Annotated in this window: 13 protein-coding genes; 10 read left to right on the top strand and 3 right to left on the bottom strand. The window is 48.8% G+C overall.

Annotation, left to right across the window (positions count from 1 at the left end):
• The first annotated feature begins 416 nt into the window (after window positions 1-416).
• The gene (pheA, locus tag BSZ32_RS16540) at window positions 417-1,487 is read left to right on the top strand and encodes a prephenate dehydratase (protein WP_105044439.1); all 1,071 of its coding nucleotides are present in this window, start codon (window positions 417-419) and stop codon (window positions 1,485-1,487) included.
• Between the two features lie 18 nt (window positions 1,488-1,505).
• Window positions 1,506-2,804: a diaminopimelate decarboxylase gene (gene lysA / locus BSZ32_RS16535; RefSeq protein WP_105044438.1), complete on the top strand. Its 1,299-nt coding sequence runs from the start codon at window positions 1,506-1,508 to the stop codon at window positions 2,802-2,804.
• Here the strand turns inward: lysA and BSZ32_RS16530 are convergent.
• From BSZ32_RS16530 to BSZ32_RS16520, 3 genes are all read right to left on the bottom strand, one after another.
• Window positions 2,794-3,438, bottom strand: a complete 645-nt coding sequence (locus tag BSZ32_RS16530) for a hypothetical protein (RefSeq protein WP_105044437.1) — start codon at window positions 3,436-3,438, stop codon at window positions 2,794-2,796. The two genes, lysA and BSZ32_RS16530, sit on opposite strands and share 11 nt — an antisense overlap.
• Before the next feature lie 24 nt (window positions 3,439-3,462).
• On the bottom strand, window positions 3,463-6,159 hold the full coding sequence (locus BSZ32_RS16525; protein WP_105044436.1) for a tetratricopeptide repeat protein: 2,697 nt from the start codon (window positions 6,157-6,159) through the stop codon (window positions 3,463-3,465).
• Between the two features lie 122 nt (window positions 6,160-6,281).
• On the bottom strand, window positions 6,282-6,536 hold the full coding sequence (locus BSZ32_RS16520) for a hypothetical protein (protein ID WP_206018890.1): 255 nt from the start codon (window positions 6,534-6,536) through the stop codon (window positions 6,282-6,284).
• 181 nt (window positions 6,537-6,717) lie between these two features.
• Here BSZ32_RS16520 and BSZ32_RS16515 point away from each other — a divergent pair, with 181 nt between their 5' ends.
• The 8 genes from BSZ32_RS16515 (at window position 6,718) to BSZ32_RS19900 (ending at window position 14,906) form a co-directional block, all read left to right on the top strand.
• Window positions 6,718-7,881 carry a class I SAM-dependent rRNA methyltransferase gene (locus BSZ32_RS16515; RefSeq protein ID WP_105044435.1) on the top strand — a complete coding sequence of 388 codons (1,164 nt, stop codon included), beginning with the start codon at window positions 6,718-6,720 and terminating at the stop codon, window positions 7,879-7,881.
• 47 nt (window positions 7,882-7,928) lie between these two features.
• Window positions 7,929-8,735 carry a histidinol-phosphatase gene (locus tag BSZ32_RS16510; RefSeq protein ID WP_105044434.1) on the top strand — a complete coding sequence of 269 codons (807 nt, stop codon included), beginning with the start codon at window positions 7,929-7,931 and terminating at the stop codon, window positions 8,733-8,735.
• A 437-nt stretch (window positions 8,736-9,172) separates the two neighbouring features.
• The gene (locus tag BSZ32_RS16505; protein WP_105044433.1) at window positions 9,173-10,168 is read left to right on the top strand and encodes an NAD-dependent epimerase/dehydratase family protein; all 996 of its coding nucleotides are present in this window, start codon (window positions 9,173-9,175) and stop codon (window positions 10,166-10,168) included.
• Between the two features lie 11 nt (window positions 10,169-10,179).
• Entirely contained in the window at window positions 10,180-11,118 is a 939-nt protein-coding gene (locus BSZ32_RS16500) for a YaiO family outer membrane beta-barrel protein (protein ID WP_165788907.1), read from the top strand.
• A 50-nt stretch (window positions 11,119-11,168) separates the two neighbouring features.
• A complete protein-coding gene (locus BSZ32_RS16495) occupies window positions 11,169-12,191 on the top strand; it encodes a HEAT repeat domain-containing protein (protein ID WP_206018889.1) in 1,023 nt (340 codons plus the stop codon).
• Window positions 12,192-12,193: 2 nt separating this feature from the next.
• Window positions 12,194-13,609, top strand: coding sequence for a glycosyltransferase family 2 protein (locus BSZ32_RS16490; protein WP_105044430.1), 1,416 nt, complete (start codon window positions 12,194-12,196; stop codon window positions 13,607-13,609).
• The gene (locus BSZ32_RS16485) at window positions 13,606-14,769 is read left to right on the top strand and encodes a nucleotide sugar dehydrogenase (protein WP_240610671.1); all 1,164 of its coding nucleotides are present in this window, start codon (window positions 13,606-13,608) and stop codon (window positions 14,767-14,769) included. The genes BSZ32_RS16490 and BSZ32_RS16485 overlap by 4 nt, the downstream gene beginning before the upstream one ends.
• A complete protein-coding gene (locus BSZ32_RS19900) occupies window positions 14,652-14,906 on the top strand; it encodes a UDP-glucose/GDP-mannose dehydrogenase family protein (RefSeq protein WP_240610731.1) in 255 nt (84 codons plus the stop codon). The genes BSZ32_RS16485 and BSZ32_RS19900 overlap by 118 nt, the downstream gene beginning before the upstream one ends.
• Window positions 14,907-15,371 lie beyond the last annotated feature (465 nt).

Raw genomic sequence — 15,371 nt, 5'->3', positions numbered from 1 at the left:
GAGGAAAATGCTCAAGTAACCAACCTATACGACAAATGATTTTAAATAGAATGCGCTCTACCAGCATTCCACCGAAACAAATCCTAGTGATGATGGATTTCATCTCACTGATAATGGTGTGAGTTCAAAACGTAGGCTGGCGGGGGAGTAAAATGAGAGGGTTACTACGAGGTAGCATAATTAGACCATTCAATTCCGCATTACATACATTGTGTAAAGTTATTGAATTGTCCATCTACTAAGGTTGCTGGTTGAATGTAGCAGAAATCCACTAATTGGGCCATTATGTGGTTAAATCTGAATCGTTGTGCCACTGAAGGCTTGATTGGAGTCCGATCCATATCTAATGAGTGTGAGCAAGTCGCATCGCAGCTCGAGTGCTGTTTGCGCGATAAACCACAACGAATTAGATTCCCGTGCCACTCAACGACATTCGAACACGCATTGATGAGATTGATGCTCAACTTCTTCAACTTTTGAACCAGCGCGCTGACTGTGTTCATGTGGTTGGTGAAATTAAGAAAAAAGAAGGTTTGCAGATCTACGCTCCTGAGCGTGAAGAAAGTTTACTCCGCAAACTTTCCGCTATGAGTGATGGCCGCTTGCCTGAGAAATCGATTCGTGCGATCTACCGTGAAATTATGTCGGCTGCACTGGCGCTTGAGGACGATCTAAAAATTGCGTATTTAGGACCTGAAGGCACTTGGACACACCAAGCCGCTATTTCTAAATTCGGCCACAGCGTGGAATATTTATCACAGCCAAACTTTGCTGACGTGTTCGACTGTGTGGCACGTCGCCAAGCGAGCTATGGAGTTGTACCGATCGAGAACTCCACTGAAGGAGCTGTGTCACACACGCTTGATCTTTTTGTTGATTCCCCGCTTAAAATCTGCGCGCAGATTTTGATGCGTATCGAAAATGGCCTGATGGCTGATATACCACGCGAGCAGATCAAGACTCTTTATTCACACCCACAGGTATTTGGTCAATGTCGCGGCTGGATTTTACAGAATTTCCCGCACGCTGATCTCGTTGAGGTTTCTTCAACTACAAAGGCTGCTCGAATAGCAAAGGAAAAAGCCTCTGAAGGTGCTGCCGCTATGGGTGGACCGCTCGCTGCTGAAATGTACGGGCTTACAATGCTCAATCCTTGTATTCAAGATCGCGCTACGAACACCACGCGGTTCCTCGTGATTGGCGAGAAAACCTGCCCAGCGACTGGTAACGACAGGACTTCCCTGCTCTTTTCTATCAAGGATAACCCGGGCTCACTGGTGAAGGCTCTGCAGGCATTTGACGACTGCGCCATCAACATGTCCAAGATTGAGTCCCGCCCATCTAAGCAACAAGATTGGGAGTACTTCTTCTATGTTGATCTCGCTGGACACGTTGAAGATACAGATGTTTCAGCCGCTCTCGATGAACTCAGGAAGCATTGTTCCTTGGTGAAAATCCTCGGCAGCTATCCAGATATCCAAATTTAAACTAACAAAATTACTATTATGCATTCATTTCATTACCTAAATGGTTCGCTTCATTGTGAAGATGTGAACCTTCAGCAGATTGCTGAAGAACACGGCACTCCAAGTTATGTGTACAGCACAGCAACATTGCGCGATAACTACACGCGCCTAGATCAAGCGCTCGAAGGCTTAGATCACGGAGTAGAGTACGCAGTGAAAGCCAACTCTAACTTGTCTGTACTCAAGCTTCTGGCTGAACTCGGTAGCGGCTTTGATATCGTTTCTGGCGGTGAGCTTCAGCGCGTGATCGCAGCTGGTGGCGACCCAGCTAAGTGTACTTTTGCAGGCGTTGGTAAAACTCGTCCTGAGATTGAATACGCAATCCGCCAAGGCATCTATTGCTTCAATGCTGAGAGTGAAGCTGAAGTAACATTCATCGACCAGGTTGCTGGCGATCTTGGGCTCATTGCCCCTGTAGCTCTTCGGGTGAACCCGAATGTTGACGCTAAGACCCACAAGTACATTTCTACTGGTAAGTCTGAGAATAAGTTTGGTGTCGATTTTGAATCCATCGAAGCGGCCTACGAGCGCGCGTCGAAGCTTGAGAATATCACGTTGCGTGGTCTGCAGATGCACATTGGCTCACAGCTTACCGATGTAAAACCATTCATCGAGGCTGCTGAAAAGGTGGCTCCTCTGGCTGCCAAGCTTAAGGAACTCTATGATATCGAATTCTTCTCAGTTGGCGGCGGCGTTGGCATAGTTTACTCCCCTGCTCTGGCCTCGGGCACAGCTGAGTGGTGGGAAAGTCACACCGAGGAAGCCCGTCCGCTTACTCCTGAGAAGTACGCTGCCGGTGTCATTCCATTCCTCAAGGATCTGGGCCTCAAGATTCTTGTTGAGCCTGGTCGTTACATCGCTGGAAATGCTGGCGTTCTTTTGACGGAGTGCCTGTATGAGAAGAAAGGGGCAGCTAAGACATTTAAAATAGTGGATGCTGGGATGAATGATCTGATCCGCCCAGCTCTCTACGAAGGTCACCACGAGATTGTACCGATCAAGGAACCGACGAAGGTGACTGCACACATCCCGATGGATGTGGTGGGACCTATCTGTGAGACTGGAGACTTTTTCTGCCAGAATCGCGATCTTCCTGACTTCGCCGAAGGTGAATACATCGCTCTTCTGAGTGCTGGTGCTTACGGTTTCGTGATGGCTTCTAACTACAATACGCGCGGCCTCCCTGCTGAAATTTTGATCGACGGAGCCAGCTCCAAAGTGATTCGCCCACGTCAGACGGTTGAGGATATCCTCGCAGCTGAAATTGCTAATCTCTAACGATAAGCTTAAGTAACACCCCTGGGATCAATGATACCCAGGGTGCTGCTAGAGTGGATGAGACGAGCGATTCCTCATCGCGTAATCGACGCATCAATCGTAACTTTTCAATGCGGCTCACCATTAGGAGGGCTGCTTCTTTTTCCACCGCTAGGCTAAGCCATAGTAAAATAGAGCTGAGACCTAGAGATCCAGCCAGCGCGGCCACAACAATAAGCGCAGGGAGCTTTGCCACAACGAAAGAGAAGGTTACTATCAGTAGGACGAAGACGGGTAGTATGTAGCCAGTCTTTATCACCTTGAGCCGCCAATCAACAGTGGATGGATGCTTCTCATGGAGTAAATACATACCAATCTGGATCATCGCGCGGGCTGCGTGTGAGGACTTCCTGCTCTCCAAGTAGGATTCAGGAAGTCGAATAGAGCCTTCGCTGTGGATCATCCACGGACTCACCTTGCCATAACTGAGCTTGATGTCACCTCGGTCGAGCCGAGCTAACAGGCGGCTGAGAATGCTACCCACGCTTTCGCTGAGTTCAGGATTAGTTGCCCACACTCTAACACCGAAGAGGTGCGCCAGCGCTCCCCCTGCCAAAAAAGGAACCAGGGTGGAGATAATGAAAAGTCGCCACATAAGAATTACAAGTTGATCACCGATCTAACGACTTGGGAACACTTCATTCTTAAAGCGTGTGTTTTGTTGAGTAAGTTCACTGAACATATTGGCCGAGCTGGCGGCAGTTCTAATATAGGCATACGCCCCTGATTTTATGTATTCTAGAGATTTATTGCTGTGTTTAACGGCGCTGACTCGATCTCGCTTAGCAAAGTAGATCTCAGCCAGAGTGTCCAAGTAAGCTGGTTGCTTGGGTTGAGACCGCAATGCTAACTTCGCGTGTTTAAGGGAATCATCTAACCTCATACCAGTTCTAGCGCCAAGCCATGCTGCTGTATTGCGAGTGTTGTGGTCATTTGGGTAGAGTTCAATCCCCCTTTCTATATGGTTCCAGGACGCTTCGAACCACTTCTCTGCATCTTTTTTAAGCGGGGAGTTCATCAAACTCGGGAAGAAGTTATCGGCTAAGGTTCCGTCTCCCGTGAGAGTGTTGTGTGCGTATTCGAGCATCTCTAAAGCCCCCGCTTTATTCCCCTGCTCAAGTAATCGCATCCCCGCAACATAGTTGGACGTGTAGCCGCTACGGAGGGTGATGTAGTAGCGGCTTAGCCTAAAACTAGGTTGAACAAGAAATATCATCTCAGCGAGGGAGAACGAAGAAGCGAGCTCCCAGTTGCCTTCCTCTATAGCGAAGCCCGATTGGTGGTTGATGAAGTTAAGGGCGTAGTAAAACTCCACGCTACTGACATCTAAACAGGCAATATGCTCAAGCCAGATAGCTTTCGCTTCCTTTCGGGCACCGCATTCATGAAGCACTGTTGCCAACGCATTAAGCTCCTGGGTGCCACCCAAAGTTCGGAGCAGCGCGCGTTTGAGTAACGTATCAGCTAACTCTCCCTCACCTAGCCTACGCTTTGCTATCGCGTAGCGAGCTAACCGTATCGGGTTGTTGATGTAGGTTTCTGGCTTAAGATCGTAGGACGCTACGATTTCTTGCCAATCAAAAATAACTTCCGCAGCACGTTGGTACTTGAGGTAGAATTGGCGTTTATCAGCAAGCTCTCGATCTTTACAAAGCTCTTTATAATGCCGCAGCATCGACTCGAAATCATTACGGCTTTCAGCAACGTATGCTAGAGCTACCAGTAGATCGATTCGCGCGTCCCCCTTTGTTGATTCTAGGAGAGCTTCTATCTGGCTTAGACTTGATTTCCTATTTGATTTGGTGTCGGGGCGTACCCCCATCACCTCTAAAACACTCAGGAAGTGCTCCAGGTCTGCGGCGTTGGCATGCAGTTCCTCGACTTGCTTCCAAATGAAGTCCATCTCTGGCACGTTCCCAAAAATCTCATAGCTGAGACGGTGGTAGGTATTATCTTTGTTGCCTCGATCACTGGCTAGCTGGGCGACAAATTCACCCATCCCATACATTGGTAGCGCCCCTACAATTTCAAACCAACGGTCATCGCCGTCATCTAGCAGAGATTTGAGTAGAGGTTTGAGGATGCTGAGGCTTTGCTCGCGCTCTCCACGATTGAAATAAAAATGAGCCAGTTCCTCGATTTCACTAGATTGCTCAGCGAGAAGTCCAAGATCGATATCTAGTTCGCGTTCAATTTCTTCTTTCATCCAAGCTTCAAATTCTTCGGCTTGCGTGACTGGATTCGGAGTACCCAATAATTCAAATTCTTCTTCTGAATATCCCTGAGCGCTGAAGTAGGCAAGAGCGTGCGCATCATTGTAACGCTTGAGTAATTTTTCGCCCACCGCACGATCTCCCATAAGCAGCGCGACACGGGTGATGTACTCGAGTTTTTCCTTTTCATCAGCCTCGCCGTCTACCTGCTTTGCTAATTCCGTTATCACTTCGTGGATGTCGGTCGGATCGTTCTGCAAGTGGAGACGTTTTAGTAAATTCAGGACAATAGTGTGATTGGTGTTTGAGCTACGGCTTTTGTAGTATTCCAGGAATGGTATTGGATTGCCGTCTAGTACAGCAAATGTCGCAAGGGCCTGTTCGCTCTTAGTTTTTTTTGCCAAGATTTTCGCCTGCTTAAGGTCACCTCTTTTTCTAAGCTGAGTGAGTAGCCATTTTTGAGCATCCTTGGCCGGTAGTCGTTTTTTTGTAGCCTCGATTTCAGCGTCTAATTGATCTGAACACTTGAGCACGTGCGCTAATGCTCGGTAATTAGCTTCATTTTTTGGAGCTATGCGAAGGAGTTGGGTGGCCTCCTCAATATGACCATCAGTGAGAGCTTGTTTGGCTGCGAGTGATGCTACACCATGTATCCCACTGCGTTTACTCAACCACTCACGGGTTTTAGCATCCTCCTCCCTGTGAAGGAGGAATAACACTTGTTTGAAGGCTCTCAGTTTAACTAACCCCTCAAGAGCTCGGAGCTTTTCTGTCGACGACACAGTGGAGCGATAACGATCAATCGCTTCGATCACTTTCTTGTCAGTTGAAGGGAGAACTCCAGCCTCGATATTACGAATCAAGGCTTCAGCTCGGCTCACTTGTTCTGGGTCGTCTGAGTCTACTACCGTTTTAAGCTGGGCTAAGCTATCCTCACCTAGTTGCCATAATTGGTGACTAGCGAGTTCTCGGACCTTGTACGCATCAGACTTGAGCTGAACAATAAGCTCATCGATAGATTTAGGCTTCTCAACAGCAATAATAGCGTCTGCTAGCGTAGAGCACGCGAGACCAAGTGTGATGATAATAGTGAAAAGCTTCATAAAAGGGATACTTTACTATTTAGCGCATGCTGCACGCTGACACAAACTGCAAAGTGAGTTTGGGGGTATAAAAAAAACCACCCTGGTTCACAGGGTGGTTTTTTATCTTATAAAGACTAGTCTTACTCCTCAGTTTTCTTGGCAGCCTTTTTAGCTGCTTTCTTAGCAGGTGCTTTCTTAGCTGGTGCTTTCTTGGCAGCCTTCTTAGCAGGAGCCTTCTTTGCCGCTTTCTTGGCTGGTGCTTTTTTAGCAGCGGGCTTCTCAGCAGTAGCTTTTTTCGCTACAGAAGCTGTAGGAGTGGAGGCTGCTGCTTTTTTACGGCGGAGGTATTCCTTACGACGGCGGCGCTTTAGATTCTTATTACTTTGTTGTCCCATAATATTGTGACGCATAAATAGTTTTATTGATCGACTCTATCAAGCTGAAAATGCACCTAATGTCCTTGCTCGGGTGTTGACCATAGGCTAGCTAGGAATTAGCTCTTGCATCGCTAATCCTTCCATTAGGATTCGAACGCACTCACAAACAGCACTTAACTCACTAAATATTAACAACATCATGGCTGGAATTATTGTAAAACCACGCGCACGCATCTTTCATGGCCACGACTGGGTCTACGCATCTGAAATCCAAAAAACTTTTGGTAATCCTGAGCCCGGCGATGTCATTTCCCTCAAGGATTTCCGCGATAGACCACTCGGAACCGCTATTTACAACCCGGATTCACAGATTGTTGCCCGCCGCATTTCCCGCCGTAAGCAAAAGCTTGAGATCGAATTCTTCGAACGCCGCATTCAGCAAGCCATTGATGTGCGTGAGCGCGCTGAAAGCGTCGACATCAACCTCTGCCGCATGGTTTGGAGCGAGTCCGACGCCCTCCCCGGTGTAATACTGGACCGATACGGTGACCACTTTGTGCTGCAGACGCTGACATTGGCTATGCACCAGCGCAAAGACATCATCATCGAAGCTATCATTAAATTGCTAGAGCCGAAGACCATCATCCTCCGCAACGACTCGCCAATGCTCAAAGCTGAAGGAATCGAGCCTGAGATTACACTCGTACACGGTGAGAACCCAGGTCCATTCACGGTAGAAGCAAACGGAGTAATTTTCGAAGTTGACCTATTGGACGGTCAGAAGACTGGCCTCTACCTCGACCAACTCGAAGCTCACGCAGCGATCGCGAATATGGCCAAAGGCAAGAGAGTGCTCGATGTATTCTGTAATCAAGGTGGGTTCGCCCTCGCTTGCGCCAAGGCTGGTGCGGAAAGTGTCACAGCTGTGGATTCATCAGAAAGTGCCATCGCGGCCACTCTGCGCAATGCTGAACTCAATGGTGTCGAGATCAATGCGATCAAGCACAACGCCTTTGATTTCCTCAAACATTGCGAAGACGAGTACGACCTCATCATCCTCGACCCCCCTTCATTCACCCGTAACAAGAAGACCCTGAAGGACGCTATGCGTGGATACAAAGAAATCCACCTCCGTGGACTTAAGATTCTAGCGCGCAACGGTATCCTTTCCACCTTCTGTTGCTCTCACCACGCCACACGTGAGCTTTTCTTGGAAAACGTAGTGTCAGCATCTGTGGATGCTAAGTGCACACTACGTCTCATCCAGAATCACAGCCAGCGCCTCGACCACCCTATCCTCCCCGGAATCCCAGAAACCGAATACCTCAAAGGCTTCACCTTCGAACTAGCACCGAGTCGCTAGCGCTCCAATTAAGAGATCTCCCATTTTTCCCTCATCACTCAATCCCCATGCCTGCCGACTACCACACTCACACGCCGCTCTGCATGCATGCTGAGGGGGAACCTGAAGCATTCATCGATGCGGCAATTGCCGCGGGAGTGACTGAGTATGGAATTTCGGACCACGCACCTGTCGGTAAAGAATTTTTCGACGACTGGCGAATGCTCGACTCTCAACTCCCGGAGTACTTCGACTGGGTTGAGCGCGCCAAGGCGCATGCTGGCGATAAAATACCGGTACGTGTCGGCCTAGAGTGTGATTGGCTACCTGACTGTGAGGGCTGGATTACCAATCTGCGAGACCGTCACAGATGGGACTACCTCATCGGTTCCGTTCACTACATCAATGACGGGTCGAACTGGAATTTTGATAACCCAAAGTGGGTCGGCTCAAAGTGGGCTGAAGCGGACATCGAGCAAGTTTGGACGAGATACTGGCAAAGTTACATCGACATGGCCGATAGCGGCTTGTTCGATATTTTAGCCCACCCAGACCTGATCAAGAAATTTGGCTACAGGCCAGATGGCGAACTCAATCGCTTCTACGAACCTGTGATTGACGCAATCGCCACCTCAGGCGCCATCATAGAGCTCAACACTGCAGGTTGGCACAAGCCCTGTGCTGAACAATACCCACACAGCGACTTTCTCGGGCTCGCCCGCGATGGAGGGGTCGACCTCGTCATCTCTTCAGACGCACACCACCCAGATGAAGTCGCCAGAGATTTCACCAAAGCTATAGCAATCGCTAAAGCCGCAGGTTACGTCGAGACCACCTTGATCAATCAAGGTCAGAGAAGCTACGAGGCTTTATAGCCTGGTTAGATTTCCCGTGCTGAGCTGACTAAACAATACTGCTAGGTATTTGCTTTTTGAGTGAGGTGGCTGAGGGCATCGTGGTGGGGCCAAAAAGGGAGGTGCGACGTCGCTACATATAGAGTGAAAGTCTAAATCCCCCTGCAATAAGATACTCTTAAAAGTGGGTTTAGATTGTCGTAAATTACGGCTAAAATAGGCCTTACGCTAAGTAAGACAAGATAAGAGCACTATAGGACAATCGATGGGCAGTGAATCTTTGATAACTATCCAATAATAGTAGCAGTTAGACAACCTTGATGATTAAATAATAGGATCTGTTAGAAGCTGGTAATGTCATGAAAAAGATCCGAATTCATATAATTACTGAGTCTGCCTAAAAAACTAAAACGAGTTCACCCATATCTCCCAAAGGGATGTAGAAAATTGACGTTATAATGAATATCTTAATTACAGGAGGAGCTGGATTCATCGGCTCAAATCTGAGCGAATTTCACATCAACCGGGGTGACACAGTTGTTGCGGTCGATGACCTGAGCACGGGGAGAAAGGAGAATCTTGCCGCGCTGATAGGACAGGAGTGCTTTTCCTTTGTCAAAGCAGATCTTCTGAGCTGGACCGATCTCGCTGCCGAGGTGACCAAGGCAGACCGCATCTATCATCTTGCCGCAGTAGTCGGCATGTTCCGCGTACTTAAGGAATCCGTGGCAGTGACTCGCATCAATGTTGGAGCGACCGAACGTGTGCTGGAAGCCGCCGCCAATGGACCAAACAACCCTCAGATCATCATCGCTTCAAGCTCTTCGGTTTACGGACATTCGAGCGATCAGCTCGCACTGAGCGAGGGCATTGACCTCGCATTTTCAATAGAGCGAGGAGGTTTGACTGGCTATGCATTGAGTAAATTGACCAATGAGATCCAGGCCCAAGCTTACCATGAGCAATGTGGAATTAAGGTAGTCATTCCCCGTCTGTTCAATGTCGTGGGGCCGCATCAGTCTGGGAATTATGGCTTCGTCATTCCGAGATTCATCCAGCAAGCGTTAGACGGGGTGCCGCTTACCGTCTTCGGAGACGGTAGCCAGATACGATCATTTTGTGATGTTCGAGACACCATGGCCGCGTTGGATAAGCTTGCTGCCATTGGGGACGACCCTGGAGAAGTCCAAAATGGCGAAGTCGTCAACGTGGGCAACACCCGTGAAATCAGTATTCTTGAACTGGCTAAACTAGTTATCGCTCGCGCCGGCAGCTCCTCAACCATCCAGTTTGTACCTTTCGATCAAGCATACGGCGAACATTTTGATCACATTACTCAGCGCAAACCGATAGTAGAAAAGCTTGAGCGACTCACCGGCTTTAGCCCGCAATGGACGCTGGAAGAAACCATCGACGATTTACTCAAACACATCCGTCAGGAAGCTACCCTCTAATGAAAATTATAATGAATACGCGCACATCACTAGTTGTTCTGGCTCTATTCTGCCTTCGAGTGGATAGTTTCTGCCAATCGGCCGCCAACACTTATGTCGATAGAAAGTCGCAGCAACGACTCACAAGCAGTGCCCACTTAGAGATGGAGAATCGAGCCAACGGCGAGGGCGCCTCCTTTGATGGTAAAGAGGTCATTCAAGACAAGCCCTTCTACCCCTGGATTGTCGTTCCTTCATACAGCCATACCTTTTTCAACAAAGGACGCGAGGATTGGCAAAGGGAAACACTCGACATTTTCTATCAACCAGACAAATACCTACTGTTAGGTGGCAGCGTTGATTTTGTACAGAGACCACCAAACGATGATGACATCATGTATAGCTTTAACGCCTCGTGGTATCCACTCAAGGAACTCGAAGTGCACGGCGAAATATCTCACACGCCAGATGCTAACTTTTTGCCTAACAATGTCTATTCCGCTGGATTTCAATACATACTGAATCCGAAAGTGACCTTACTACTCGATGTTGAACAACTCTATTTTGACACTAACTATAGCAGCGCCGAATATGACATCACACAGATCAAACCAGGTGTATCGTACTGGTTTACGGAAAAGTCATTTGTCACACTCCGCTACGCCCACGGCTGGGTCCACGACGAGGTTGACTATGACTACTATAGTGCTGCGGTTAACTTCGGTGATATGCCTAGAGACGGGCAATTAACCTTCGGTTTTGCCTACGGAACAGATCCTGAACTCGATTTCGGTGCGCCTTTTGCCGCACTTTCTGATGCCTACATAGCCTCGGTCTTCTACAAAGAACCTATTAAGCCCAATCTCAGCGTCTTTGCGGGCTTAGAATATGTCTATCGCCTGCGTCCAGATAACGACAAGGAACTCTATCAAAGTATCACCCCAACCATCGGATTAGTATGGAAATTCTAGGTCCTAATTTTATACCCATAGTGCTCAATATTGCGCTAGCTTTGTCAGTCTTGAGCCTAGTTCTGCTGCTGTATATCACTGTTGAGCACTGGATGATCGATCGTCGTCAACAACACAACTCGACATTCGGCAAAGCCATCATACCTCTCATATGGAGGTTCCTTCGAGGCGAGGCTACGGAGGAGACCGCGATCAAGGCCATGCAGGAGGATCCGACGGAGGCTCTTAGTTTGCTGATTCATCTCGCCCATGAGCTAGAATCTAGCTCCCGTCCTCGCCTCCAACCCTTGTTTACCGGGCTGATATTTATTGATGAAGAAATTGACGCTCTGAAAAGTAATCAATTGAAACGACGCCTGCTAGCCACGGAACGCCTCGGCTTCCTCAATAATGAAGCATCAACAGCTGCGCTTCTCGACGCTCTAGAAGACAAGATCCCAGCGATCCGCCTCTGTGCAGCACGCTCTTTGGCCATACAGGGCAAGACAGAAGCGATCAAACCTATCCTTCAGGCCCTAGATTTGCCAAACGAATTAGACAATCGCCGAGAGGCCGAGGCCATTTCCGATTACGGTCCCTCTGCGGTGCCAACCCTTCTCACCATGTTAGAAAGCCCCATTGGAAAGTATTCTGCCAATGCTATAATCGTGGCGGCCCGAGTTCTGGGTATGCTCCGCACCTCGGAAGCAGTGCAACCACTGATTAGGCTACTCAAAAACCCCCAGGAGAGTGTGCGCCTATGCGCGGCACGTGCCCTCGGAGAGATTGGTGATCCTGCAGCCATATCGCCTGTCGCGGCACTGGCCAATGACCCAGCATGGAGGGTCCGCAAGAAAGCGATGAAGGCTATAGGTAAATTGCATGCAGACAGGCAGATACCTATGCTCTCTAACGCCCTAAGCGATTCCTCGTGGTGGGTGCGATTTTCAGCCGCACAAGCGCTTCACTCTCTCGGTCAAGTCGGCATCACAGAGCTCCAAAAGGTAATGAAAAATACCAGCGACGAGCACGCCCGTGAAATATGCTGCGAAGTTCTTGAGGAACATATGATCCTCGATACAAAGAAAAACTAACTATGATTACCATCCTCTACATCTGTGGATTTTCCATTTTCGTTTATTTCATAGCTTTAAGCATGACCAGCCTGCTGCTGGTGATTCTTGGAGCTTTACAAATACATAAATACAACAAGGAGATCACGATCGCGGAATTCGACCATATAGCTCAATCGGAACTTTCCACACCAGTCTCTGTTATTGTTCCAGCCTTTAACGAAGCCGCTATCATCATTGGTACGGTGGAAAATCTGCTCAAGCTCAATTATCCTTGCCATGAGGTCATCGTCGTCGATGACGGGTCCACTGATGAAACCATCTGCGTACTTCATCAGCGCTTCAAGCTCCAGCCCTTGGAGAGGCACGGCGCCACTCAGATCGAGACGCGGCCAATTCATGCAGTTTACGAATCTCCAGATTACCCGAACCTCGTGGTGATATCGAAGGAGAACGGTCAGCGAGCTGACGCGATCAATGCCGCTGTGAACCTGAGCCGCTATTCCCTACTCTGTGTAATTGATGCAGACTGCGTGATAGAAACCGATGGCTTGCAGCACATGGCTCGCCCCTTCTTATTGAACCCAAGCCTAGCTGTTTCTTCTGGTGTGGTCCGACCATCTAACGGATTAGTCGTAAAGAACGGCACCATAGTAGCGAGGGGCTTACCCAAGAGCTGGCTAGGCCTGAATCAGGAGGTCGAATACGCCCGTAGCTTCCAATGGGCGCGCAACGGCCTGAACAGTTTACATAGCATGCTCTGCATCTCTGGCGCCCTGCTATTGATTAAAAAAGAGGCTTTAGAAGAGGTCGGTGGACCTTGGCCTAAGGCTATCACTGATGACATCGAGTTCACCATTCGTCTCCATGGATATCTATTTGACCGCCGGAACAAGAGGAACCTAAAGATAGCTTTTATTCCCGATGCTGTTTGCTACACCGAGGTTCCTGAAAAAATTAGCCAATATCTGCCACAGCGCAACCGCTGGCAACGAGGTACACTGCAAGCGGTCTTTCGCAATTGGCGGATGATTTTCAACCCTCGATATGGAACTACTGGACTCTTCGGTATGCCTTATTTTTTACTCTTTGAAGCCTTAGCACCGCTAGTGGAGGTTGCCGCTTACACCCTAGCTGTTACCTTTTTGGTATTGGGACTAACAACGTTCAAAGAAATCCTGATACTCATGTTCCTAGCATACAGCGTGAATGTATTCCTCACATTAATGACTATCTACATTACAGAAAAATCCAATCAGCGCTCCACATCATGGAAAGATTACTGGAAGGAGGTTATTGCCATTTTCACCGATGCTCTGGGGTGGCACCAAATCCGGGTTTTTGTTAGCCTGCTGGCGACCTTCGAATACTTTATACTTCGCCGTCGCGATTTAGGGGCCCCGATGGAGCGCAAACCCACCCCATCAGCTTCGATATGATCATTAAACCATCCCATGCACGCTTTGATGTAGCAGTTGTAGGCCTCGGTTATGTCGGCATTCCTCTCGCTCTAGGATTCGCAGAGGCTGGGTGTCGAACACTCGGATTCGATGCCAAAAGCAACAGAGTCTTAGAGTTACAACAAGGGCATTCCCCATTTCCCCATATTCCGTCTGAACAGTTGGCTAGTGCGCTCAGCGACGGGACCTTGGAATTCACCACCAACCGAGGCCTCTTGTCCGAGAGCGAGGCCATTATTATTTGCGTGCCAACCCCGCTGCGGCAGCATCATGAACCAGACCTCTCCTACATTCTCGGGGTAGCAGAGGAAGTCGCTCCGCACCTCAGACGCGGCATGCTCGTATCCCTAGAATCGAGCACTTACCCTGGGACCACCCGTGTCGAATTCCGCGAGATGTTGGAGCGACATTCAGGATTACAAGCCGGCGCAGATTTTCATCTAACCTTCTCTCCGGAGCGTGAAGACCCGGGCAATTCACTGAGTAAACTCCGAAAAATACCCAAGGTCATCGGGGGGCTCACGGCTGGATGCCTTGAACGGGCAACCGAACTTTATGAAAAAGCAATCGATCAAATTGTACCAGTGCGCGATTGCGATACAGCCGAAGCCGTAAAATTGACTGAGAATATATTTCGTTTCACCAATATTGCATTAGTCAACGAACTTAAGACCATCTACGCGCCCTTAGGCATTGATGTTTGGGAAGTAGTTGAGGCGGCCAAAACAAAACCCTTCGGCTTCATGCCCTTCTACCCTGGGGTTGGCGTCGGCGGGCATTGTATTCCCATCGACCCTTATTATCTAACGTGGAAGGCTCTAGAATTTAACATCGACTGCCGCTTCATTGAATTGGCTGGACAAGTCAACCGCTCAATGCCCGACTATGTGGCCAGCCACCTGCTAGAGGCTATGAACGATGCCGGCAAAGCCCTCCATGGGAATGCCGTGCTAGTTATTGGCGTGGCATATAAGCCAATATCTCCGATGATCGTGAGTCGCCTTCCTACCAGGTCATGGACATCCTCAAGGCCAAAGGTGCGGAGGTGGATTATTATGACCCACACATCCTCTCCATTGCTGCTAATCGCGGCCAATGGTCAGGACGCCAATCAATCCGATGGGATCAAAACGAATTGAAACGTTACGCAGCCGCCGTGATCTGCACCGCTCACCATGAAGTGGAATACGGTCAGTTGGCAGATGAAATCCCTCTGATTGTCGATGCTTGCAATGTCGCCCCGAAAGACCGAAAAGCACGAGTCGTGTCAGCGTAGATACTACTGTGAATTTCTTCACTCGTTTGGCCACCTTCTCCCACAACCTAGTCGCGCAGTACAATAAAGGTCAGATATCAATACGCTACTGAGTTGTTGAGATTATCATAGGACTCTTCTTATAAACACTAGCTTGACTTAGCGTGCGTGCCAAAACTCAACAGTGTCAATCAGCTGACACGACGTCATGGGGTCATTCATTGCGGGCATCGGCGAGACAACTCCTTCTTCTAGCTACTGCAGGCGACCACATACAACCACAGCGCATACGCGCATACTTCTACAATGATCGAGATGTTTTTCATAGCATTCAAGGAGTAAGTCTATCAAATCTGTTAGGTTGTCGAAATATCAATAAGAATTTGAAAGGCTCAGCCCTCGCATGATTCATGCTCTGCTACTAAATTGAAACCTACAAACCCATCATTCCGACAATATAACTGGGAGAATGGTATAACAGACTCT

It is taken from the genome of Rubritalea profundi, from assembly GCF_002954445.1.
Taxonomy (GTDB): domain Bacteria; phylum Verrucomicrobiota; class Verrucomicrobiia; order Verrucomicrobiales; family Akkermansiaceae; genus Rubritalea; species Rubritalea profundi.
Note: the sequence above shows the minus strand (reverse complement) of the source record. Positions and strands in the feature narration are given on the sequence as shown.

Excerpts from the sequence above, each read along its gene's own strand:
- lysA (WP_105044438.1), top strand. The coding sequence starts at position 1,506 with ATGCATTCATTTCATTACCTAAATGGTTCGCTTCATTGTGAAGATGTG.
- BSZ32_RS16530 (WP_105044437.1), bottom strand. The coding sequence starts at position 3,438 with ATGTGGCGACTTTTCATTATCTCCACCCTGGTTCCTTTTTTGGCAGGG.
- BSZ32_RS16525 (WP_105044436.1), bottom strand. The coding sequence starts at position 6,159 with ATGAAGCTTTTCACTATTATCATCACACTTGGTCTCGCGTGCTCTACG.
- BSZ32_RS16520 (WP_206018890.1), bottom strand. The coding sequence starts at position 6,536 with ATGGGACAACAAAGTAATAAGAATCTAAAGCGCCGCCGTCGTAAGGAA.
- BSZ32_RS16515 (WP_105044435.1), top strand. The coding sequence starts at position 6,718 with ATGGCTGGAATTATTGTAAAACCACGCGCACGCATCTTTCATGGCCAC.
- BSZ32_RS16510 (WP_105044434.1), top strand. The coding sequence starts at position 7,929 with ATGCCTGCCGACTACCACACTCACACGCCGCTCTGCATGCATGCTGAG.
- BSZ32_RS16505 (WP_105044433.1), top strand. The coding sequence starts at position 9,173 with ATGAATATCTTAATTACAGGAGGAGCTGGATTCATCGGCTCAAATCTG.
- BSZ32_RS16500 (WP_165788907.1), top strand. The coding sequence starts at position 10,180 with ATGAATACGCGCACATCACTAGTTGTTCTGGCTCTATTCTGCCTTCGA.
- BSZ32_RS16490 (WP_105044430.1), top strand. The coding sequence starts at position 12,194 with ATGATTACCATCCTCTACATCTGTGGATTTTCCATTTTCGTTTATTTC.
- BSZ32_RS16485 (WP_240610671.1), top strand. The coding sequence starts at position 13,606 with ATGATCATTAAACCATCCCATGCACGCTTTGATGTAGCAGTTGTAGGC.